The sequence below is a fragment of the Cognatiyoonia koreensis genome (assembly GCF_900109295.1).
Classification (GTDB): domain Bacteria; phylum Pseudomonadota; class Alphaproteobacteria; order Rhodobacterales; family Rhodobacteraceae; genus Cognatiyoonia; species Cognatiyoonia koreensis.
The window spans coordinates 345,932-365,843 of sequence record NZ_FOIZ01000001.1 but is presented as its reverse complement, the minus strand read 5'-3'; the positions used below and the strand labels follow the sequence as shown (position 1 = coordinate 365,843).

At 57.7% G+C, this 19,912-nt stretch carries 24 protein-coding genes; 14 read left to right on the top strand and 10 right to left on the bottom strand.

Annotated elements, in window-relative coordinates:
- Positions 1 to 280 precede the first annotated feature (280 nt).
- Positions 281 to 1,081: a Hint domain-containing protein gene (locus tag BMY44_RS01715; protein WP_165611764.1), complete on the top strand. Its 801-nt coding sequence runs from the start codon at positions 281 to 283 to the stop codon at positions 1,079 to 1,081.
- 227 nt (positions 1,082 to 1,308) lie between these two features.
- Here the strand turns inward: BMY44_RS01715 and BMY44_RS01710 are convergent, their stop codons facing one another.
- The gene (locus BMY44_RS01710; protein ID WP_089989492.1) at positions 1,309 to 1,809 is read right to left on the bottom strand and encodes an Lrp/AsnC family transcriptional regulator; all 501 of its coding nucleotides are present in this window, start codon (positions 1,807 to 1,809) and stop codon (positions 1,309 to 1,311) included.
- Between the two features lie 174 nt (positions 1,810 to 1,983).
- Here BMY44_RS01710 and trxB point away from each other — a divergent pair, with 174 nt between their 5' ends.
- The 3 genes from trxB to BMY44_RS01695 all read left to right on the top strand — a co-directional run bounded on the left by trxB (position 1,984) and on the right by BMY44_RS01695 (position 5,566).
- Positions 1,984 to 2,982 carry a thioredoxin-disulfide reductase gene (trxB, locus tag BMY44_RS01705; RefSeq protein ID WP_089994385.1) on the top strand — a complete coding sequence of 333 codons (999 nt, stop codon included), beginning with the start codon at positions 1,984 to 1,986 and terminating at the stop codon, positions 2,980 to 2,982.
- A gap of 138 nt (positions 2,983 to 3,120) precedes the next feature.
- The gene (locus BMY44_RS18340; protein ID WP_242650458.1) at positions 3,121 to 3,297 is read left to right on the top strand and encodes a hypothetical protein; all 177 of its coding nucleotides are present in this window, start codon (positions 3,121 to 3,123) and stop codon (positions 3,295 to 3,297) included.
- A gap of 292 nt (positions 3,298 to 3,589) precedes the next feature.
- A complete protein-coding gene (locus tag BMY44_RS01695; protein WP_242650536.1) occupies positions 3,590 to 5,566 on the top strand; it encodes a bifunctional sulfate adenylyltransferase/adenylylsulfate kinase in 1,977 nt (658 codons plus the stop codon).
- A 245-nt stretch (positions 5,567 to 5,811) separates the two neighbouring features.
- Here BMY44_RS01695 and BMY44_RS01690 read toward each other — a convergent pair whose 3' ends face one another.
- Together BMY44_RS01690 and BMY44_RS01685 are read right to left on the bottom strand one after the other, a co-directional pair.
- Positions 5,812 to 6,036: a DUF1150 family protein gene (locus BMY44_RS01690; RefSeq protein WP_089989488.1), complete on the bottom strand. Its 225-nt coding sequence runs from the start codon at positions 6,034 to 6,036 to the stop codon at positions 5,812 to 5,814.
- Positions 6,037 to 6,041: 5 nt separating this feature from the next.
- Positions 6,042 to 6,455 (bottom strand): Hsp20 family protein, encoded by a 414-nt coding sequence (locus tag BMY44_RS01685; RefSeq protein ID WP_089989485.1) that lies wholly within the window; start codon positions 6,453 to 6,455, stop codon positions 6,042 to 6,044.
- Positions 6,456 to 6,614: 159 nt separating this feature from the next.
- Here BMY44_RS01685 and BMY44_RS01680 point away from each other — a divergent pair, with 159 nt between their 5' ends.
- A complete protein-coding gene (locus BMY44_RS01680; RefSeq protein WP_089989483.1) occupies positions 6,615 to 6,833 on the top strand; it encodes a YdcH family protein in 219 nt (72 codons plus the stop codon).
- Between the two features lie 3 nt (positions 6,834 to 6,836).
- Here BMY44_RS01680 and BMY44_RS01675 read toward each other — a convergent pair whose 3' ends face one another.
- Complete coding sequence (locus BMY44_RS01675) at positions 6,837 to 7,970, bottom strand: HWE histidine kinase domain-containing protein (RefSeq protein WP_165611763.1); 1,134 nt, start codon at positions 7,968 to 7,970, stop codon at positions 6,837 to 6,839.
- Positions 7,971 to 8,111: 141 nt separating this feature from the next.
- Between BMY44_RS01675 and purE the strand changes: the two genes are divergently transcribed.
- Positions 8,112 to 8,600, top strand: a complete 489-nt coding sequence (gene purE / locus BMY44_RS01670; protein WP_207510469.1) for a 5-(carboxyamino)imidazole ribonucleotide mutase — start codon at positions 8,112 to 8,114, stop codon at positions 8,598 to 8,600.
- Entirely contained in the window at positions 8,593 to 9,663 is a 1,071-nt protein-coding gene (locus BMY44_RS01665) for a 5-(carboxyamino)imidazole ribonucleotide synthase (protein WP_089994380.1), read from the top strand. The genes purE and BMY44_RS01665 overlap by 8 nt, the downstream gene beginning before the upstream one ends.
- 2 nt (positions 9,664 to 9,665) lie before the next feature.
- Here BMY44_RS01665 and BMY44_RS01660 read toward each other — a convergent pair whose 3' ends face one another.
- Positions 9,666 to 10,406 carry an esterase/lipase family protein gene (locus tag BMY44_RS01660; RefSeq protein ID WP_089989478.1) on the bottom strand — a complete coding sequence of 247 codons (741 nt, stop codon included), beginning with the start codon at positions 10,404 to 10,406 and terminating at the stop codon, positions 9,666 to 9,668.
- A gap of 87 nt (positions 10,407 to 10,493) precedes the next feature.
- On the opposite strand from BMY44_RS01660, the gene BMY44_RS01655 reads away from it, so the two are divergent.
- A complete protein-coding gene (locus tag BMY44_RS01655; RefSeq protein ID WP_089989476.1) occupies positions 10,494 to 10,937 on the top strand; it encodes an NUDIX domain-containing protein in 444 nt (147 codons plus the stop codon).
- Between the two features lie 10 nt (positions 10,938 to 10,947).
- On the opposite strand, the gene BMY44_RS01650 is transcribed toward BMY44_RS01655, so the two are convergent.
- The 4 genes from BMY44_RS01650 to BMY44_RS01635 all read right to left on the bottom strand — a co-directional run bounded on the left by BMY44_RS01650 (position 10,948) and on the right by BMY44_RS01635 (position 14,443).
- Positions 10,948 to 11,775 carry a DMT family transporter gene (locus BMY44_RS01650; protein ID WP_089989473.1) on the bottom strand — a complete coding sequence of 276 codons (828 nt, stop codon included), beginning with the start codon at positions 11,773 to 11,775 and terminating at the stop codon, positions 10,948 to 10,950.
- 42 nt (positions 11,776 to 11,817) lie between these two features.
- Positions 11,818 to 12,303: a GNAT family N-acetyltransferase gene (locus tag BMY44_RS01645; protein WP_089989470.1), complete on the bottom strand. Its 486-nt coding sequence runs from the start codon at positions 12,301 to 12,303 to the stop codon at positions 11,818 to 11,820.
- Positions 12,304 to 12,453: 150 nt separating this feature from the next.
- Positions 12,454 to 14,097 carry a chaperonin GroEL gene (gene groL / locus BMY44_RS01640; RefSeq protein WP_089994377.1) on the bottom strand — a complete coding sequence of 548 codons (1,644 nt, stop codon included), beginning with the start codon at positions 14,095 to 14,097 and terminating at the stop codon, positions 12,454 to 12,456.
- Positions 14,098 to 14,158: 61 nt separating this feature from the next.
- Entirely contained in the window at positions 14,159 to 14,443 is a 285-nt protein-coding gene (locus tag BMY44_RS01635; protein WP_089989468.1) for a co-chaperone GroES, read from the bottom strand.
- 227 nt (positions 14,444 to 14,670) lie between these two features.
- On the opposite strand from BMY44_RS01635, the gene BMY44_RS01630 reads away from it, so the two are divergent.
- The 5 genes from BMY44_RS01630 to BMY44_RS01610 all read left to right on the top strand — a co-directional run bounded on the left by BMY44_RS01630 (position 14,671) and on the right by BMY44_RS01610 (position 17,772).
- Positions 14,671 to 15,318: a DUF998 domain-containing protein gene (locus tag BMY44_RS01630; RefSeq protein ID WP_089989465.1), complete on the top strand. Its 648-nt coding sequence runs from the start codon at positions 14,671 to 14,673 to the stop codon at positions 15,316 to 15,318.
- A gap of 1 nt (position 15,319) precedes the next feature.
- Complete coding sequence (locus tag BMY44_RS01625; RefSeq protein WP_089989463.1) at positions 15,320 to 15,832, top strand: DUF421 domain-containing protein; 513 nt, start codon at positions 15,320 to 15,322, stop codon at positions 15,830 to 15,832.
- Positions 15,833 to 16,097: 265 nt separating this feature from the next.
- Entirely contained in the window at positions 16,098 to 16,403 is a 306-nt protein-coding gene (locus BMY44_RS01620) for a hypothetical protein (RefSeq protein ID WP_089989460.1), read from the top strand.
- Positions 16,404 to 16,436: 33 nt separating this feature from the next.
- The gene (locus BMY44_RS01615) at positions 16,437 to 17,426 is read left to right on the top strand and encodes a TraB/GumN family protein (protein ID WP_242650457.1); all 990 of its coding nucleotides are present in this window, start codon (positions 16,437 to 16,439) and stop codon (positions 17,424 to 17,426) included.
- A gap of 13 nt (positions 17,427 to 17,439) precedes the next feature.
- A complete protein-coding gene (locus BMY44_RS01610; RefSeq protein ID WP_089989458.1) occupies positions 17,440 to 17,772 on the top strand; it encodes a hypothetical protein in 333 nt (110 codons plus the stop codon).
- On the opposite strand, the gene BMY44_RS01605 is transcribed toward BMY44_RS01610, so the two are convergent.
- Complete coding sequence (locus BMY44_RS01605) at positions 17,769 to 18,437, bottom strand: DUF2161 domain-containing phosphodiesterase (protein ID WP_089994372.1); 669 nt, start codon at positions 18,435 to 18,437, stop codon at positions 17,769 to 17,771. The two genes, BMY44_RS01610 and BMY44_RS01605, sit on opposite strands and share 4 nt — an antisense overlap.
- Positions 18,438 to 18,551: 114 nt before the next feature.
- Here BMY44_RS01605 and BMY44_RS01600 point away from each other — a divergent pair, with 114 nt between their 5' ends.
- Positions 18,552 to 19,418, top strand: coding sequence for a transferrin-binding protein-like solute binding protein (locus BMY44_RS01600; RefSeq protein ID WP_089989455.1), 867 nt, complete (start codon positions 18,552 to 18,554; stop codon positions 19,416 to 19,418).
- The last annotated feature ends 494 nt before the right edge of the window (positions 19,419 to 19,912 follow it).

The following is a 19,912-nucleotide window of genomic DNA, read 5'->3' as shown; positions in this document are numbered from 1 at the left end:
TTCCTGACGTTTCGCCAGTTTCGCAACATTAAGGGCCAGATCGCATGAATATCCCACGATTCGGACACGGCAGACCCGCAATCACCGCCAAATGTGGCAGAACCAGCCATAACTCGTAAACAATCCCGCTGTCAAAAGTCGGATTGACCACGAAAAATTTCGAAATCGTTAATTTCTTTGACCGTCCGCGATCCCGTTTGCCATATTCTCATCAACAGCAACACTCCTCAGAGTTGTCGGTGGGGCCGACGCTGATGTGACACACCGAAAGGTACGCCACATGAAGACGATGCCCCCCCGTGCCGCAGGCCTCGCGGTGAAAAGTTTTACCTCACCGGTCAAAGTCGACCGGTTCGCTAGTCAAGATGGGCGACCTCAGCGCACAAAGCCTCTGATGCGCAAATATGAGATCGCCCATCTGACCTCTTCCTCCTCGGAAATTGTAGAGAGTACACGGCTTGCCCCAGCATTGCCGGCGTTTGAAGATGCTTTTGCCGCGCTGGGGCGCGGCGCCATTCTTCAGACCAAAACGGGCCCGGTCGCCGTCGAAGACCTCTTGCCCGGCGACCAGGTCATGACATCCCAAAACGGCTTTCAGACGTTGCTTTGGAAGGGCGCGATGACGATCATCCCGGGCGCGCAGAACACGCGTCGGGAAATGGGCACCATGACCCGCATCACCGCAGACGCGCTTGGGCTGGGCCGCCCGTCGCCTGATCTGGTCCTTGGTCCGGCAGCCCGCCTTTTGCACAAGGCCAACGGAATCCGCACGCTGACAGGGGCCGACGCAGCCTTCATTCCGGTGCGTGACTTTGTGGATTCAGCGCAGATCATCGAATTGACACCGATCGCACCGGTCCATGTCTACCAGCTCGGTTTTGAAAACCACGAACTGATGAAGGTGAACGGCGTCGAGATCGAAAGCCTGCATCCGGGTCCGATCCATTCCCTTGGTCTGCGCCATGACATGTTGTCGCTGCTTCAGGCAATGTTCCCGCACAAGGCGCAACTGCCCGATTTCGGAACAATGGCCTATCCGCGCATCCGGCTTCGCGATCTCGATCTGTTTGACGTCGCCTGACATCGCGAGCGATTTGCCACCTGTGCAGACGACGCATCGATAAGGACACGCTCGCACCCACACTTCAAGCGTGACTTTCATTTCCGTCTGAAACGGCAGCTCGTCTTCGACCGACTACGCCTTCAAATCGTCCAGCATGCCGATCATCTGCCGACCCAATTCCTGTTTGGAAAAAGGGTAGCAACATCACGCAGGTCACCTATCCATAACGCGTATGGAAATATCCCTCAGGCGTCTTGGGCCAGTCGCGCTTCCAGAACATCAAAAGGCACGCCCGGATCGTCCTTTGCGCAGCGAATGACCAACGACGTCTTTACCGACGCGACATTCTTCGCACTGGTCAGATCTTCGGTCAGAAAGCGCTGGAATGTGCGCAGGTCGGGGGCCACGCATTTTAGAATGAAATCGACCTCTCCGTTCAGCATATGACACTCGCGCACAAGCGGCCATTGCTGGCACTTGGTCTCGAAGGCAGACAAATCAGCCTCGGCCTGGCTGACCAGACCAACCATGGCAAAGACCTGTACCTCGAAACCCAGTTCTCGGGCATCGACGTCAGCATGATAGCCCTTGATGAAACCCTGCTCTTCCAGCGTGCGAACACGGCGCAGACAGGGCGGCGCGGAAATGCCGACCCGCTTTGCAAGCTCGACATTCGTCATACGACCGTCAGCCTGCAATTCCGCCAGAATCATCCGGTCAATATCGTCAAGTCGTGAGCCTGGCATTCATCTCTCCCTATTTTTAGGAATACTACGCGTGCGGGACAGAAGACGCAATAAAGTTTCACCAAAGCGCAACATCATAACGCCAGATTGGGCACAGCAGCGGTGGTGGACGGGGTTTCAACCCCTTCGCAGCATCGCTATATCGGTCAGCGAACCGTTCCGCATGAGGCTGCCATGTCCACCACAACCCACACCAAAGTTCTGATCATCGGCTCCGGCCCTGCCGGCTATACCGCGGGTGTTTACGCCGCGCGCGCAATGCTGGAACCGATGCTGGTGCAAGGGATCGAACCGGGCGGCCAGCTGACCACAACGACAGAGGTTGAAAACTGGCCCGGCGACACAGAAGTGCAAGGCCCCGATCTGATGGTCCGCATGGAAGCGCATGCACGTGCTATGGGCTGCAATATCGTCTCGGATATTGTCAGCAATCTCGATCTGTCCAAACGCCCGTTTACCGCCAAGCTCGACAGCGGCAACACGGTGACAGCCGATGCGGTCATCCTGTGCACAGGTGCCCGTGCGAAATGGCTCGGGCTTGAGACTGAAGAGAAATTTAAAGGCTTCGGCGTATCCGCCTGTGCGACTTGCGACGGCTTCTTTTATCGCGGTCAGGAAATCGTCGTAATCGGCGGCGGAAACACCGCCGTGGAAGAAGCGCTGTTCTTGACCAACTTTGCCTCGAAGGTGACACTGATCCATCGCCGCGACGAATTGCGGGCCGAAAAAATCCTTCAGAACCGTTTGATGAAAAACCCCAAGATCGAAACCCTGTGGTTCCATCAACTTCAAGAAGTCTACGGCACCGATCAACCGCTTGGTGTGGAAGGGGTCAAGGTAAAGCACACCAAGACCGGCGAAATCACCGACATCCCCTGCAAAGGCGTGTTCATCGCGATCGGACACGCGCCCGCAACGGAACTGGTAAAAGACCAGCTTGAAACGCACAACGGCGGCTACGTCGTCGTGCAGCCCGGCACCACGAAAACAGCCATCCCCGGCGTTTTCGCGGCAGGCGATCTGACAGATCACGTCTATAGGCAGGCCGTGACAAGCGCGGGCATGGGCTGCATGGCCGCACTCGATGCGGAAAAGTTTCTTGCCGAACAGGGCGAAACCGATGTCAGCACGGAATTGCCGCTGGGCTACGGCGCACCGGTCGCCGGGGAATAGCGGGGTTAAGCGCGACGGTTTCAAACCCGTCGCCACGATCCGTGCATAACCAATCAGTCAAGAGCGATTGATTAATTCCCGAGAGCTTGCAACCACGAACAATGGGAGCGACCGCCGACACCGGCGATGGGAAATGACATGCAACACATCCAAATCGAAGTCTGCGAAAGCCTTCCGACCAATGACGCGCTCAACGGGCAACGGGCTAAGGGTTTGATTGCGGACACACTGACACCGAACGTCGAAATGCGGGACCTCTATCCAAAGCTTGGTCTTGTTGAACCAATGGAACCAATCGACACGACTACTTACTAGGATCAGCCCATGTTGCGTCCGCACCTGCATTACTTCGCATAGGATCTTCGATAAGCAATTCGTGCAGCCCAGCGCACCCGCGTTGTGGCCGAATGCCAACACTTGGCGCGATCATCGCTTGCATAAATCTTTGTTCTTGCGTGAACAAAGATCCGCCGACATACGTTCACGCGTGAACAAGCATTGAGTCGACCCCGTGACCATCGTCGCCAAATTCAACGCCGAAGAGCAGGATCAGCTCTTTCGCCTGCTGCGCCAGCTGGAAATCAATCCAGGCGGCACGCAGCGGCATATGGCAGCAGCGCTCAATATCTCGCTCGGGCGGCTCAATACATTACTGCGCATGGCGACCGACGCCGGGCTCGTCGGACGCACCACCAAGGACAGCGCTGACAAACGCCAGCGCATTGCGTACGCCCTCACCTCCAAGGGGGCGTCGGAAAAAATCCGTCTCACAGACACATTTCTGGCTCGAAAATTTGCGGAATACGACGCGCTGCATGCGGAGTTGACCGGGACGACCTCTGGCCTCTCTCCCCTCAAAGGTAGGACTAAACTGATGCAAAATAACCTGGCTCCAATCCCAGAGCTTTACGTCTCTTTCGACAGCGCCCAGAAAATGAAAATGGAGGCGGCCGATCTGACCAGCCACGATCTGACACCGCGCCAGATCTGCGATCTCGAACTGCTGATGAACGGCGGCTTCAACCCGCTCAAAGGCTTCCTGTCAGAAGCCGACTACGACAACGTCGTCGAAAACATGCGGCTTGCCTCGGGCGAACTCTGGCCCATCCCGGTCACACTGGATGTCTCTGAAAAATTTGCCGAAACGGTCGAACTCGGTCAGGACATTGCCCTGCGCGATCAGGAAGGCGTGATCCTTGCGACGATGACGCTTACCGACAAATGGATACCGAACAAGGCGCGCGAAGCCGAAAAGGTCTTCGGTGCCGACGACAGCGCACACCCTGCGGTCAACTACCTGCACAATCAGGCCGGCAAGGTCTACCTCGGCGGTCCGATCACCGGCATCCAGCAACCTGTCCACTATGATTTCCGTGCGCGGCGCGACACGCCCAACGAACTGCGCGCCTACTTCCGCAAACTGGGCTGGCGTCGGGTCGTCGCGTTCCAGACACGCAACCCGCTGCACCGCGCGCATCAGGAACTGACTTTCCGCGCCGCCAAGGAAGCACAGGCCAATCTGCTGATCCACCCGGTCGTCGGCATGACGAAACCGGGCGATATCGACCATTTCACACGGGTCCGCTGCTACGAGGCCGTTCTGGACCAGTATCCGTCAGCCACGACGACCATGTCGCTGCTCAACCTCGCCATGCGCATGGCTGGCCCGCGCGAGGCGGTCTGGCACGGGTTGATCCGCAAGAACCACGGCTGCACCCACTTCATCGTCGGGCGCGACCACGCAGGACCGGGCAAGAATTCGGCAGGCGATGATTTTTACGGCCCCTATGACGCCCAGGACCTCTTCCGCGAACATCAGGAAGAAATGGGTATAGAAATGGTCGACTTCAAACACATGGTCTTTGTGCAGGACCGCGCGCAATACGAACCCGCTGACGAAATTGCGGACAAGGACAACGTGACCATTCTTAATATCTCTGGCACGGAATTGCGCCGCCGCCTGTCTGAAGGTCTGGAAATTCCGGAATGGTTTTCCTTCCCTGCGGTCGTCAACGAATTGCGCAAGACCCGCCCACCCCGCGCACAGCAGGGGTTCACCGTGTTCTTCACCGGTTTTTCCGGATCGGGCAAATCCACGATCGCAAACGCGTTGATGGTCAAACTCATGGAAATGGGCGGGCGTCCGGTCACGTTGCTTGACGGTGATATCGTGCGCAAGAACCTCTCGTCCGAGCTTGGCTTCTCCAAGGAACACCGAGATCTGAACATCCGCCGCATCGGCTATGTCGCGTCTGAAATCACTAAAAACGGCGGGATCGCGATTTGCGCACCGATCGCACCTTACGCGACAACACGGCGCGCGGTGCGCGAAGACATCGAAGCTTTCGGGGCCTTCGTCGAAGTGCACGTCGCAACGTCGATCGAGGAATGTGAACGGCGCGACCGCAAAGGGCTCTATAAATTGGCCCGCGAGGGAAAGATCAAGGAATTCACCGGCATTTCAGACCCTTACGACGTGCCAGAATCGCCCGAGCTGCGGATCGAAACCGAAAGCGTCGAAGTCGACAACTGCGCACATCAGGTCATCCTCAAGCTTGAATCGCTTGGTTTGATCAAAGGCTGACCTGCGTCTTTCTTTGTCCAATCAAACTTCCGCCGGAGGCTTTGAAACAGACAAGGACAGGCGAAACGCCCGAAAACAGAAGGTGCACGAGATCAATTTCGAGACATCCCGCACCAAAAAGTCATAATCCGGGCATCAATCGGGCCAGATCACACACAAACATGGGCGTATCCACGAAAGGATACGCCCATGCGAACCACATTTCAGCACCCTGACATGCGTTGGCTTAACGCCACGCCCTATGCTCAGTGCAGCGCGACCAAGGTCATATCGTTAAGTGCGGCCAAATGGGACGCGACTGCGGGCGACGCCACCAGTGCGACCTGCTCGCCTTGCGCGTTGTGCACCGCGAAAAGCTCTGACGCAGATCCGGCTTCGGCCTGAACGTCTTCGGGCAGATCAGCGACGTCGATCGGCTTGAGGTAAATTGATTTGCCCGCGAGGGCCTTCAGTTCATGTTTCGTGTGCATGATCGCTACCCTTTCCTGATTTCGATCTTCTGGATGATCCGGTCCGGCACGCTGCGTTTCAGATCAACGTGCAACAGACCGTTTTCGATCACAGCGGTTCCGACATCGACACCTTCCGCCAGCACGAAAGAGCGTTGAAACTGCCGCGCGGCGATCCCGCGATGCAGGAAAACACGACCTTCGCTGTCGTCTGTCTGTTTGCCCCGTATGACCAATGTGCTGTCTTCGACGGTGATACTCAAATCACCTTCGGTAAATCCCGCGACAGCCAGCGTGATGCGATAGGATGTCTCGGACGTCTGTTCGATGTTGTAGGGGGGATAGCCGTCATTCCCGGTCTTGGCGGTACGTTCCACCAAGCGTTCCAGCTGTTCAAAGCCCAACAAGAACGGATGCGTTCCCAAAGCCAGTTTTGTCATGCGACACGTCCTCTGATCCAAGCGACATCTCTGATGTGGTCCCATTCTGGCAACCACACCGTCAATATGGGGCGCAGCGCCCGACCCTGCAAGAGGTAGGGCTAGGAGAAATCGCCCCGACCCCTTATATTGCTGACGAAGCTAGGGAATCCGCATTGCATGAATAACAGCACACAGATGCCGCAAGACGACGTCCTGCGCGTCAAACTAGAGGTGTTGCGCCGCGAACATCGTGACCTCGATGACGCAATCGCCGCGCTGCAGGACAGGGCCTCGTCAGATATGCTGACGATCCGGCGGCTGAAAAAGCAGAAACTCCACCTCAAGGACCAGATCGCGGTCCTCGAAGACCGCGTGACACCAGACATTATCGCCTGAGTCTCAGACCTCGGTCAGACTGGCCAGCGGCACCGTCAAACGACCGCTAAAGCCGGCGGCGTCGAACGTTTGGTCCAGTTCACCATTCAGCCGAAGCACACTCAGACGGATCAGCTTGCTGCCAAACCCTATGTCTTTCGAGCTTTCTCCGCTCGCCGCCACACCGCGTTCGGTCCAATGCAGGTGCAGATGGGTGTCTGATTGCTCCCACGAAACCGCTAATTGACCGACATCACCCGCAAGCGCGCCGTATTTCACGGCATTCGTGACAAGTTCGCTCAGCAGCAATGCGAAATTCGTCGCTGACCGCGATTCAAGATTGACCTGCGCGCCCGTGAAGGCGACCTTTTCAGGCCGCCCCTTCACATAAGGCGCAACAAGCGTATCAAGCAGATCGTTCAGGCTGACGCTTCCGGTCGTGTTCTGCCCGCCAGAGCTGATCGGCACGATCAGGTTGTGCGCCCGCGCCAACGCTTCCATCCGCATCTCAAGCGCTTCGCCGACCTCTTCAATCGACTCGCTTTCGCGCAGTGTCATGCGCACAAGGCCACCCACGACCGCAAACATGTTCTTGATCCGGTGGTTCAGTTCTTCCAGCACCAGTTCACGATCCGAAAGCGAGCGCCGCAAAAGCAATTCGGTTTCGACCATATTGGCCAGATCTTCCAGCGCAGCAAGATCGCGTTCGCTCCAGTTTTTCGGCTGGTTGCCTATCGAACAAAGCGAACCCAGCACTTCGCCTTCGGGGCCGTGCACAGGAACGCCCAAATAGGCGACCACGTCATAATCTTTCACGGCACCATTTTCGCGCAACGTTGGATGCACCGTCGCGTCCGCGACGACCAGTGGCGCGTTGCTCGAAACAACGTACTGGCAAAACGAATGCGTCAACGGCGTTTCTGCGACATCAAAACCCTGACGCGACTTGAACGACTGGCGTTGATTGTCCACGAACGACAGCAAGCTCACCGGCTCACCTGTCATGGCCTGCGCCATTCGCGTGATACGGTCAAACGCCTCTTCGGGGAGGCTGTTCATCAAACCCATTTTTTCAAGCGTGCTTAAACGCTTGGTATCGGCCAATGTCGTGGCATGTTCCGCAACAGGAGAATTGGGAAAGTCGGTCGGAATATTCATGTGTCGGTCCCCCTGCGGTGTACCTAGACCATAAGTCGCCACGATCAACACAAAAACCTGCGATGTGCCGTCAGGGCAAAGGGACATTGCAACCTTTGAACTGCTGGCTATATTGCCGCTTCCTGTCAAAAGGGGACATTGATGACCCAACCACCCGTCGGCATTATCATGGGCAGTCAATCCGACTGGGCCACCATGCGCGAAGCGGCCGCTTTGCTTGATGATCTTGACATTTCTTACGAGAAAAAGATCGTCTCTGCCCACCGCACACCCGACCGCCTTTGGGACTATGGGAAAACGGCTGTGGATCGTGGATTGCAGGTCATCATCGCCGGTGCCGGCGGTGCCGCGCATCTGCCGGGCATGATGGCGTCGAAAACGCGCGTGCCAGTGATCGGCGTCCCCGTCCAGACCAAAGCTTTGTCTGGTGTCGACAGCCTGTATTCGATCCTGCAAATGCCGCGCGGGTTTCCCGTGGCAACAATGGCAATCGGTGCGGCCGGTGCGGCAAATGCAGCGCTGATGGCTGCCGGCATCCTCGCCCTGCAGGACCCTGCACTCGCCCAGCGGCTTGAAGACTGGCGCGCCGCGCTGTCGGCCTCCATCCCGGATGAACCCAGTGATGACTGAATCGCTCAAGACAGGGGCAACGATCGGTATTCTTGGTGGCGGCCAGCTTGGTCGCATGCTGTCGGTTGCGGCGGCACGGCTTGGATTCAAGACATGTATCTTCGAACCCGCAGGCGATTGCCCGGCAAGTCATGTCGCCAACTTTCACATGAAAGCGGGCTATGACGATACCGACGCGCTAAAACGGTTTGCAGAAAGTGTCGATGTCATCACCTTTGAATTCGAAAACATCCCGACATCGGCGCTCGATGCGCTTGAAGCTGTAAAACCGATCCACCCGAACCGGCGCGCGTTGGCCACCAGTCAGGACAGGTTGACGGAAAAAGAATTTCTGCGCGGGCTTGGTCTGCAAACCGCGCATTTCGCCGACGTCAGTGATACGGCATCGCTGGACGCGGCCATCGCGAAAATCGGCACACCCGCGATCCTGAAAACACGGCGCATGGGGTATGACGGCAAAGGACAGGCGCGCCTGTCATCACCTCAGGATGCGGCGGATGCGCTGGCAGATATGGCGGGTGCGCCTGCGATCCTTGAAGGTTTCGTCAGCTTCACGCATGAGGTGTCGGTCATCGCGGCCCGCAATCCCGAAGGCGCGATTGCCTGCTATGATCCGGGCGAGAACGTGCACGTCGGTGGTATCCTGTCCACCACGACGGTCCCTGCAAAGCTGACCGCCGGGCAGGCGTCGGACGCCGTATTGATCGCCGCCAGAATCCTGAATGCACTTGATTATGTCGGTGTCATGGGGGTCGAGCTTTTCGTCACAGCCGAAGGCCTGATCGTCAATGAAATCGCCCCGCGTGTACACAATTCAGGGCATTGGACGCAGAACGGTTGCACCATCGACCAGTTCGAACAGCATATCAGGGCAATCGCCGGATGGCCGCTTGGCGATGGCACACGGTTTGCGAACGTCACAATGGAAAACCTGATCGGCGATGATATCGCACAAATACCGGACATCGCGCAAAGCGGCGCGGCAATCCATCTCTATGGCAAGGCGGATGCGAAACCGGGGCGCAAAATGGGCCACGTCAACCGCGTAACAGGCCCGGTCTAGCGCTATTCCTCGCCAAAGATCACATCCGAAAAGCTAAGCGACTTGTCGAATTTTCCGGTCTGCAGGAATGCCTTGGTCTGTGCCATGACCAGCGGATTGTTCATCATGAAGGTATGGGTGACAGGCAGCACCAGATGATCGGTCATGCCGTCAAGTTTCGTGCTTTCAACAGACACCTTGCCGTCATCCGGGCCGTCGATCACGGATGAATAAACCGGATTCAGGCTGCGATTGCCCGCGATGATCCCGACCTCATAGGCTGGCATGCCAAGTTCGTTCGGCACGCTGTCCTCTTCAGTGCCAAGCTGCAGACCCGCAGGGCCGTTGACCCACTGAAACGGTTCCCAATCACCGAAAACGTCAACCAGTTCGGAACCGTTGTTTGGTGGTCCAAGCATGACAACACGGCCCATCTTGTCGGGGCGATTGTTGGTCAGCCAGGCGCGGGTCAAAATCCCACCCATTGAATGGGTGACAAAATTGACGGTCCGGTCGCCGCATGCGGCCACATCCTGCGGCAGATTTTCACGCACCAGCTGGTCGATGGTGAAATCCGTAGATGGATAGCCAGAGTTGATGACCTTATAGCCCTCGCTTTCCAGATAAAGCTGCATCGGGGCGAATGAAATTTCTGTCCGCGCCAGACCGTGCAGCAGCACCACACATTCTTCGTTTTCGGCGACAGAAGGCGTGCTTGCGCAAGCTGACAACAGGAAGACTCCGATGATGGCGAAACGTTTCATGCATCCTAGATAGCACCGGATGCGATTAACGGAAGGTCAGGTTTTTGTAACCTTGCGTTTTTTTGGTGAACCTCGCAGGTTTCGCCCATGCCGACTCCCCGTCTCGCCACGCGCGCCATCATCCTCCATCACAACAAGCTGCTTCTTGTGAACGCCTGGAAAGGCAAATCGCACCTGTGGTGCGCACCCGGCGGCGGGGTCGAACCCCATGCCAGCCTGCCCGACAACCTCGCGCGCGAAGTGATGGAAGAAACAGGTCTGTCAGTCGAGGTCGGCGCAGTATGTCTGGTCAACGAATTTCACGACCCCGGCGGAACGTTTCACCAAGTGGATATCTATTTTCGCTGCACGATCCTGTCCGGTGCCTTGTCTGACCAGTGGATCGATCCCGAAGGAATCGTGACACAGCGCCGCTGGGTCACGCGCGATGAATTGCGCACCCTGACTTGCAAACCGGACAGTCTGGCAAGCGTTGCATGGGACACGTCTGACCACATCACCTATGACGCGCTTGAACCTATCGTCCGCTGACGCGCATTGGCTATCTGCGCACCAGCGAAATGCCGATCCCGCCCAGCACCAGCCCGCCGGCAACGATCAGGCGCATGGTCAGGGGCTCGGCCAAAAACACGGCTCCGGCCGCAACGGCGATCACCGGTACGCTCAACTGCGCCACGGCGGCGGTTGTCGTCGCGATCTTCGGCAAGACCCGATACCATAACGCATAGCCCAGCCCCGATGTGACGGCCCCCGCGGTGATGGCAAGCGCAACGCCGCCACCCGACAGCACACCACCCCACCCCGCGCCAAGTGGCAGGATCACCAACGGCAGGCACAACACAAAATTTCCGGCAGATGCGGCAACAGCGTCAGGCCCTTTTTGGCCCAACAACGTATAAGCCGCCCAGGCAATCCCTGCAGCCGCCATCGACAGGGCCCCCAGCACAGGAACCGCATCTGTTCCGGACGGCCAAAGTAGAACCGCCAGACCAACCAATGCAATCACAGCACCCGCCCAACGCAAGGCAGGAATGTCCTGCCCTTTCACGACGGCAAAGCCGAACATGACGACCTGCAAAACGCCAAACAGGATCAACGCACCCAGACCGGCCCCAAGGGAAAGATAGGCCCACGAAAAGCCGATCATATAGATCGCAAGCGACACCGCCCCGCCAAACTGGCGCGCTCCGAATTGCGGCACGCCGCGACGAGCCAGTACCAAAAGCGTCAGCATCGCCGCGCCCGCAGCCGTGCGGATCACCGCAAAAACCATCGGGTCCATCGCGTAATTGGCCACGGCAATGCGATTCAAAAGCGAATTCGACGCAAATGCCGTCATGGTCAGGGCGGTCAGCAGGAAAATCCTCATGCACTCACCCCTGCGCGGATTACGGCATGCGTGCAAGCAGGATCACAGGTCTTTGAAAGCGTTTGGATAGATCAGGCGTTCCACCGGAATGCCTTCAACGCCGGCGATCAGGGTCCGCTCAAGGGGATAGGGTGTCTCCAACCCCTGCGCATTTGCGCGGGAAAATCCGGCGCGCTCATAAAACTGTACGGGGCCAACAACGACAATCGGGGTCTGCGTGATCCGCGCCCATTCGGTGATCAGACCGACCATCCGTTGCCCGTTGCGGCGTCCGCGCATGTGATCGGCAATCGCCACGGGTGCGAGTGCAAGCCAGCCTTTGGGCGCAGTCAGTTGCGACAAGGCGGCATAGCCGACGACGCCGCCCTCGTAAGGCAGGACCATTTCGCCCATCATCTTGCCGCTTTTGCGCAAGGCATGAACCAAACGCACCTCGGCCTCACCGCCGAACGCCGCGCGCAACAACGCGTCAACGGCGGGTTCCTCGACCGCACGCATGTCGCGGCAGAAATCGGGGCCAACTACCATCTTGTCATGTTCCTGATGTTCCAAGCGAAAGTGCTGCGGTGGTAGGCGAGCGCGATGCAGGTGACAAGACATCATGCCCACAAATGACAAAGGGGCCCGAAGGCCCCTTTGCTTTGCCGTCTTGCGGCAGAAATCGCAGCGCGATTTCGCTTACATCATGCCGCCCATGCCGCCCATGTCGGGCATGCCGCCACCGGCACCAGCGCCATCCTTGGATGGTTTGTCGGCGACCATGGCTTCTGTCGTGATCAGCAGGCCAGCAACGGATGCTGCGTCCTGAAGCGCTGTGCGCACAACTTTGGCCGGGTCGATGACGCCGAACTTGAACATGTCGCCATATTCTTCGGTCTGCGCATTGAATCCGAATGACTTGTCGTTGGATTCACGGATCTTGCCGGCAACAACAGACCCGTCAACGCCAGAGTTCTCGGCGATCTGGCGCAGCGGTGCTTCGATTGCCTTGCGGACGATCGCAATGCCGACTTCCTGGTCAGAGTTCGCACCCTTGAGACCTTCCAGCGTCTTGCCAGCCTGGATCAGGGCAACACCGCCGCCAACGACGATACCTTCCTGAACCGCAGCGCGGGTCGCATTCAGCGCATCGTCAACACGATCCTTGCGCTCTTTCACTTCCACTTCGGACATGCCGCCGACGCGGATAACAGCAACACCGCCTGCCAGCTTGGCAACACGTTCCTGCAGCTTTTCACGGTCGTAGTCGGATGTTGTTTCCTCGATCTGGCCGCGGATCTGGTTGACCCGTGCTTCGATCTCGGCTTTCTCGCCAGCGCCATCGACGATTGTTGTTTCGTCCTTCGTGATGGAAACGCGCTTTGCGGAACCCAGCATGTCGATGGTGACGGATTCAAGCTTCATGCCCAGATCGTCAGAAATCACCTGACCACCTGTCAGGATCGCGATGTCCTGCAGCATGGCCTTGCGACGGTCACCAAAGCCCGGTGCCTTCACAGCAGCGATCTTCAGACCGCCACGCAGCTTGTTGACGACGAGTGTGGCAAGAGCTTCGCCTTCGACATCTTCAGCAATGATCAAAAGCGGCTTGCCGGACTGGATCACGGACTCGAGCAGTGGAACCATTGGCTGCAGCGAAGACAGCTTCTTCTCGTGCAGCAGGATGATCGCGTCTTCAAGTTCGACAGTCATCTTCTCAGAGTTGGTCACGAAATACGGCGACAGGTAGCCGCGGTCGAACTGCATACCTTCGACAACATCGGTCTCTGTTTCCAGACCCTTGTTCTCTTCAACAGTGATAACGCCTTCGTTGCCGACTTTCTGCATTGCGTCAGCAATCTGACGGCCGATTTCTTCTTCGCCGTTGGCAGAGATCGTACCGACCTGCGCAACTTCGGCAGAATCGTTGACCGGACGTGCAGCAGCCTTGATGGCCTCGACGACTTTGGCGGTGGCAAGATCGATACCGCGCTTGAGGTCCATCGGGTTCATGCCAGCGGCAACTGACTTCATGCCTTCTTTGACGATGGCTTGGGCCAGCACTGTCGCGGTTGTTGTACCGTCACCGGCTTCGTCGTTGGTGCGGGAAGCAACTTCCTTGACCATCTGCGCGCCCATGTTTTCGAACTTGTCTTCCAGTTCGATTTCCTTGGCAACAGACACGCCGTCTTTGGTGATGCGCGGTGCGCCAAAGGATTTGTCCAGAACAACGTTCCGGCCCTTTGGACCCAGCGTAACCTTTACGGCGTTCGCGAGTGTGTTGACACCTTTGAGCATCCGGTTCCGGGCGTCGGTATCAAATTTTACGTCTTTAGCAGCCATTTTCATGTGCTCCTTGAATTATGTTGCATATGGCGGGGATAAGCCGCCGACATCCGGCCCCTTAGAGAATACCCAGAATGTCGCTTTCTTTCATGATCAGAAGGTCTTCGCCGTCGATCTTCACCTCTGTGCCGGACCATTTGCCGAACAGAACCTTGTCGCCTGCCTTGACGTCCATCGCGATCAGCTCACCGCTGTCTTTGCGTGCACCAGCACCGCATGCAATGACCTCGCCCTCGGCAGGCTTTTCTTTGGCGCTTTCAGGAATGATAAGGCCGCCAGTTGTCTTCTCGTCGCTTTCGATACGGCGGACGAGAACGCGGTCGTGAAGTGGTGTAAATGCCATTTCAGAACTTCTCCAGTTCGAGTTTCTCCGGTGTTAGCACTCAGCAGGTGCGAGTGATAACGAAGGTTAGGTAAGGAAGCTGTTTCCGTCTGTCAACCGGTCTGTGAGCAGAATTCGCGCGAACTGACGATCCTGTCCGGTCGCGCGCAAGCTCCACGCCAAAACCGGCAAATCCGGAACAATAATTGACGCGACAAGTTGTCCTTTCATGCACCGCAAGAATCCTGATGTCTGACCACAAAACTGACCCGCTGCTGAACACGCAGCCATGGTTGCTGCTGGTGCTCGGGTGGTATGCGGTTTTCGGCTGTGCCGCCTTTATCGCAAGCATTTTCATCGCCGACGCGGTTGTCCCCAATCACGACTGGATTGCGGATACGATCAGCGATCTCGGGGCGGGCGAGTATGAATTTATCGTGGACATCGGGCTGTACGCTTTCTCGGCCTCGCTCATTTCTGTCGCGTTGATTGCAGCGCATGAACATCTCGGCGGATGGCGGTGGAGCGTTGGTCTGGTGTGCCTCGCGATCCTTGGCCTCATCGTCTTCCTCGTCGGGGCGCGCAATGAATACGGCGACAATGATTCCGAGGGCGTGGTGATCCACATCTATCTTGTCTACGGACTGGGCGTCCTGATGTCAGTCATCCCGTGGCTGATGGCCAAGGGCACGAACCGCGTTTCGACGACATACGGACGTCTGCTGACCGGCATGTCCGCGCTGTGGATCTTGTCAGCACCGATCTTTTTCATCCTGCCGACGGCGTATGACGGCATTTACGAACGCTACCTGGGGCTGATCGCCATCGCTGTCGTTCTGACGCTGGCGCATCTTTTCATCCGGCGCGGCAACCTGATCCGCGCGAAGACGACATAGGATGTTCTTCGAAAGCACCACACTCGATACCATCGCGCGCGCCATGCTGCTGTCGTCGGTGGGGGTCTGCTGGGTCATTCTGTTCGTGCGCATCGTCGGGTTGCGCGCATTCTCGAAAATGACCGCCTTCGATTTTGTGATCACCGTTGCGATCGGCTCGCTTCTGGCGGGGGCAAGTCAGGCATCGTCCTGGTCTGCATTCGCTCAAGCATCCCTCGGGATCGGGGCGCTTCTGGGTGTCCAATATCTTGTTGCTCTGTTGCGCAGATCGTCAGGGTCATTCCGAAAGCTGGTGCAGAACACGCCGATCATGCTGATGAAAGACGGAAAGATGTTTCCCGACGCGCTTGCGAAAGCCCGCGTGCACGAAGACGACGTCATCGCAAAACTGCGCGAAGCCAACGTTCTGGACCTGTCGCAGGTGCGTGCGGTCGTGCTGGAAACAACAGGGGACATATCGGTACTGCACGGCGATGCGCTGGATGACAAACTGATCGACGGGGTCACGCATTAGGGCGGTAAAACGCACTGATCCTGCCGCCGTTCAATCGGCATCACCCCGCAAAATCAGCACCATTCACGAAAAACCATTTGGTGAAATGACAACCTTTGGGTTACCCAAAGTCACGCAACGAAGCGAATCAAAGGAGATAACAATGCGAGCGATGGAGCACACCCTACCCACCAACCGGTAGAGCCGCGCATTGTTATGTTCGGCGCTATCAGCCCGAACACCCGACGTCCTGACATCACGATTCACTTATTTGCGGAGCATTCCAATGCATCCCCCATTTTTCCATACAGACCACCGGTCTGTCGTTCACGTCCCTCATCCTGCCAGCCACACGACCGGGCTGCGGCGCACAGCACCTGTTGTCTTGCCCATCACCGTGTCCCATCTGGTCGAGAACCCGTTTATCCCGACCTATCTGGTCGAAGATGTGATGCAGGACGAAATGCCAGATACACGCCCTGTCATGCTGCGGGCCGTACCTGCACCCCGGCACAAAAGCTTGCGTGATGTGATTGGGCGCTGGCTGATCAGACTGGGCCAACGTATGATCCTTGAAAACCATCCGGGCTAAGGCCCGGGTGGCACCAACAATACAGGATTGCTGATGTTTCGTTCTTGCCTTGCCGCCGCATTTTCACTCGCCTCCCTACCCGCATTTGCAGATTGCGGCGGCCCCGCCTTCATGGACCGGCTGACTGACACGGAACGGACACAGATCGAAACGACAGTTGCGGCCACGCCATTCCCCAGCGGCCTGCTCTGGCAGGCAAGCCGCGAAAAGATGCAGGTCACAATCATCGGGACAATGCACATCTACGATCCGCGTCTGGCACCGCTTGTCGCGGAACTGACACCACTCGTGCAGGGGGCCGACATCCTTCTGGTTGAAGCCACAGCCAAGGAAGAGGCCGAAATGCAATCGGCCATCGCCAACAATCCCGAAATGGTCTTCATCACTGACGGGCCAACGCTGCCCGAACAACTCGATGAAGACACATGGCAAGCGCTCAGCGAAGCCTCCTCTGCGCGGCAAATTCCGCCGTTCATGGCCGCCAAGATGCAGCCTTGGTACCTGTCGCTCGCCCTCGCCATCCCGCCCTGCGCGATGCCCGACATCGTCGCAGGCCGCCGGGGTCTGGATCACATGCTGATGGAAGCGGCCGCCGCGGCAGATGTTCCGATGCAGGCCGTTGAACCATGGACAACGCTGCTTGATGTGATGCAGGCGGGCAGTGCTGCGGAACAACTTGAAATGTTGCAACTCGGCTTGATGGCACCGGATCTGCAAAGCGAGATGTTCGTCAGCATGCTCGATGCGTATTTCTCTGAAAATGTGGCCGAAATCTGGGAAGCATCACGGATCGCGGTCAACTATGTGCCCGGACTGGACCCGGAACGCGGGCGCGAACTTTTTGCGGAAACCGAAGACCTGATCCTGACACAGCGCAATCTGGCATGGATCCCTGAAATCACGACCGCCGCGCTTGCGCATTCGGATGTGGTTCTTGCTGTCGGCGCGGCTCATTTGCCGGGCGAACAAGGTCTGCTTAACCTGCTTGCCCAAGACGGCTGGACCGTCACGCCCTTGCGCTGATCCGGGGGCGACAATGCTTTTACGGGTCACAACCGGACTTTTGTGCGTGCTTTCAGCGACGGGTGCACATGGCGAAACGCCAACCTTGATCCATGTCGATCCGGTTGGCGGCGTCTATACGCAAAGCTGGCTGATCGACGACGAAATCTTCTATGCCGCCGGCATTCGCACCGCGACAGTGATCGGCGATGGAAAGCTCGGCGATTTCAAAGGCACGCTTTATGTCGATTGCGGCACCCCCGAGAATTCGAAATGGCTGTCGGTCGAAGATTTGTATCTGGACGCATCCGCTGTCCCGCGCGCAGCGATTGTCGGTATCCGCAAGGCGCTTTGCGACCAGCCCTAGACGTCGCCCCAATCCGCGAGCCCTTTGCGGCCCGCATCCGTCAGATCGTACACGCCAAGTGACACACGGCGGAACCAGCCATAGTGATCGTTGCGCATGATGGTCGTCGCGGTGGGAACCTCGGCCCAGTCCTTGACCTTTGCGCCTTTTGACGGGCCATGCACCGCCAGAAAGCGCGCGCATTTCAACGCGTCCTGCCGGTAACCGGTGACAATCCCGTGGCGGGTCGCACCACCTGCGTTCGGGTCACCGTCCAGACGATCGAACGCCTTACGCAACTGCGCCTGCTTTTTCTTGGACTTGCGCGGCGCATAAGGACCGGGGTCCGCATGCACCTCGACAAAACCGTCACGCAACCGCACGGTCATGACACCCAGCCCCAAACGGCGGGCGATCTTGACGTTATCCTTCAAGGCGCGGGCAAAGGGTTTGCCGGTTTTGTGTTCAACCGCCAAATAAACACTGTCTGACAAGGACAACCTGTCGATCCCCTGATGAAACAGGGTCAGGGAAAAGGACAGCTTCAACTCGACCAGAACGGTCTCGTCCCCTTTTCGGGCGACCACGTCGACCTTGCCCACCTCACCTTTCACAGCATAGCCCTGACGGGTCAGGTAGGCCTTGACCGGCGCGTAAAGCGCGGATTCCCTTGCAACATTTGCCATGATCGCAATTTTCAGCGTCTGGTGCGGAAGGACAAGCGGGAAATTGCCATGCAGCTTGGAATTGGGTGAAACGCTGTTAACGTGACCCTCCACGCTGCCTTACCGGAGATCCCCATGCGATATTCTGCCAGCTTCGCCCTGCCCTGTTTTGTCTTGTTATCAGCATGCGGCGGGAGCAGCGGGCAAGGCTTTGACACGCGGCCGATCTCTGCTGCCGGATTCGCAACGGCAGACACCGAAATTGCGGGCGACTACGATTATACGCTGACAAACCCGCAACGCATCCGGATCACATCCGATCAGACAGCAACGCAAGAACGCACAGGCGACATCACGCTCAGCGGAACGGTCGGCGAAGGCCCTGTCACCCTGACGATCGACGGTGAAACCTACACGCTTGAACGCTCGCCCACGAACAGGACGACGTATGAAGTGGATGACGATTTCATCAACCTCTTTACGGCCCTACCTGTAGGCGAAAATGTCGTCGCGCTGCGGGTCTTTGCTGCAGTGGACGGCGATTTCAACTTGGGCGGTTTCGTCGCGGGCTATGATACAAATCCCGCAGAAGTCGGAGCGCGTGACGGCACGGCGATCTACTTCGGGCGCTCAGACCTGACCTTGCGGCGTGGCTTTGATGACGCGTTCGGCCAAGGGACAATCAATCTGATCGTCGATTTCGATGATGCGTCCGTCAGCGGCGGTGGCATCATCCGTGACGACGAACTCGGGGTCGCAGATTTCAATTTCCAGGACTTGACTGTTTCGTTCGATGACGCGGAAATCAACGAAAACGGTTTTGAAGGAACGTTCGTCCTGTCGTTCGACGGCGGCGTCATCGAAACGAATGATACAATCTACGAAGGGCGATTCTTCGGGCCAAATGCCGCCGAAGTCGGTGGGCAGTTTCATGGCAGCATCGTTGAACCGCTGGAAGATCAGGACACGCTGATCGACGGGATCTTTGTCGCCGCCGAATGATCGCTACCCCCGCCCATTGCTGGACGGGGGCTGGTTCTAACGACCACCCAGACGGCCCGGAAACCTCGGGGGGCGTGCATCCGGTCGGTTGCGCCGTTCCAGTCCGGTCGGCCGGCGCGCCGATTTCGGAGTGACGTGTCGGCGTTCCGGCGTGCGACGGCTTACATCGCTCTTGGTTGCGGACTTGGGTTTGCGTGTTTTGCTACGAGGCATCTTTGCACCTCCATGGAAATTGGCATGGGGCCCGCGGACGGGCCAATGGTTCGCCCGATCGGGCGTCAGTGCAGATGGTCCATTGTCAGGATACTCCTGTCCGAAAAGGTCAAAAACTGGGGCGATTAACCGCGGATGTCCATTTTCAGAGTCCTCCTCAACAGGTGGCACCAACGTATCACCGCAACGCATAGCCGTCAAACGCGGCAACGGGGTGACAGCCACCAGCGGCAAGCCTATAAGGCGCAGAAATCCACACCCATCGCGTGAAAGACCAGTCA

What these genes read in the sequence shown, in the direction of transcription:
- BMY44_RS01715 (WP_165611764.1), top strand. Translation starts at nt 281, where the DNA reads ATGAAGACGATGCCCCCCCGTGCCGCAGGCCTCGCGGTGAAAAGTTTT.
- BMY44_RS01710 (WP_089989492.1), bottom strand. Translation starts at nt 1,809, where the DNA reads ATGCCAGGCTCACGACTTGACGATATTGACCGGATGATTCTGGCGGAA.
- trxB (WP_089994385.1), top strand. Translation starts at nt 1,984, where the DNA reads ATGTCCACCACAACCCACACCAAAGTTCTGATCATCGGCTCCGGCCCT.
- BMY44_RS18340 (WP_242650458.1), top strand. Translation starts at nt 3,121, where the DNA reads ATGCAACACATCCAAATCGAAGTCTGCGAAAGCCTTCCGACCAATGAC.
- BMY44_RS01695 (WP_242650536.1), top strand. Translation starts at nt 3,590, where the DNA reads ATGGCAGCAGCGCTCAATATCTCGCTCGGGCGGCTCAATACATTACTG.
- BMY44_RS01690 (WP_089989488.1), bottom strand. Translation starts at nt 6,036, where the DNA reads ATGCACACGAAACATGAACTGAAGGCCCTCGCGGGCAAATCAATTTAC.
- BMY44_RS01685 (WP_089989485.1), bottom strand. Translation starts at nt 6,455, where the DNA reads ATGACAAAACTGGCTTTGGGAACGCATCCGTTCTTGTTGGGCTTTGAA.
- BMY44_RS01680 (WP_089989483.1), top strand. Translation starts at nt 6,615, where the DNA reads ATGAATAACAGCACACAGATGCCGCAAGACGACGTCCTGCGCGTCAAA.
- BMY44_RS01675 (WP_165611763.1), bottom strand. Translation starts at nt 7,970, where the DNA reads ATGAATATTCCGACCGACTTTCCCAATTCTCCTGTTGCGGAACATGCC.
- purE (WP_207510469.1), top strand. Translation starts at nt 8,112, where the DNA reads ATGACCCAACCACCCGTCGGCATTATCATGGGCAGTCAATCCGACTGG.
- BMY44_RS01665 (WP_089994380.1), top strand. Translation starts at nt 8,593, where the DNA reads ATGACTGAATCGCTCAAGACAGGGGCAACGATCGGTATTCTTGGTGGC.
- BMY44_RS01660 (WP_089989478.1), bottom strand. Translation starts at nt 10,406, where the DNA reads ATGAAACGTTTCGCCATCATCGGAGTCTTCCTGTTGTCAGCTTGCGCA.
- BMY44_RS01655 (WP_089989476.1), top strand. Translation starts at nt 10,494, where the DNA reads ATGCCGACTCCCCGTCTCGCCACGCGCGCCATCATCCTCCATCACAAC.
- BMY44_RS01650 (WP_089989473.1), bottom strand. Translation starts at nt 11,775, where the DNA reads ATGAGGATTTTCCTGCTGACCGCCCTGACCATGACGGCATTTGCGTCG.
- BMY44_RS01645 (WP_089989470.1), bottom strand. Translation starts at nt 12,303, where the DNA reads ATGGTAGTTGGCCCCGATTTCTGCCGCGACATGCGTGCGGTCGAGGAA.
- groL (WP_089994377.1), bottom strand. Translation starts at nt 14,097, where the DNA reads ATGGCTGCTAAAGACGTAAAATTTGATACCGACGCCCGGAACCGGATG.
- BMY44_RS01635 (WP_089989468.1), bottom strand. Translation starts at nt 14,443, where the DNA reads ATGGCATTTACACCACTTCACGACCGCGTTCTCGTCCGCCGTATCGAA.
- BMY44_RS01630 (WP_089989465.1), top strand. Translation starts at nt 14,671, where the DNA reads ATGTCTGACCACAAAACTGACCCGCTGCTGAACACGCAGCCATGGTTG.
- BMY44_RS01625 (WP_089989463.1), top strand. Translation starts at nt 15,320, where the DNA reads ATGTTCTTCGAAAGCACCACACTCGATACCATCGCGCGCGCCATGCTG.
- BMY44_RS01620 (WP_089989460.1), top strand. Translation starts at nt 16,098, where the DNA reads ATGCATCCCCCATTTTTCCATACAGACCACCGGTCTGTCGTTCACGTC.
- BMY44_RS01615 (WP_242650457.1), top strand. Translation starts at nt 16,437, where the DNA reads ATGTTTCGTTCTTGCCTTGCCGCCGCATTTTCACTCGCCTCCCTACCC.
- BMY44_RS01610 (WP_089989458.1), top strand. Translation starts at nt 17,440, where the DNA reads ATGCTTTTACGGGTCACAACCGGACTTTTGTGCGTGCTTTCAGCGACG.
- BMY44_RS01605 (WP_089994372.1), bottom strand. Translation starts at nt 18,437, where the DNA reads ATGGCAAATGTTGCAAGGGAATCCGCGCTTTACGCGCCGGTCAAGGCC.
- BMY44_RS01600 (WP_089989455.1), top strand. Translation starts at nt 18,552, where the DNA reads ATGCGATATTCTGCCAGCTTCGCCCTGCCCTGTTTTGTCTTGTTATCA.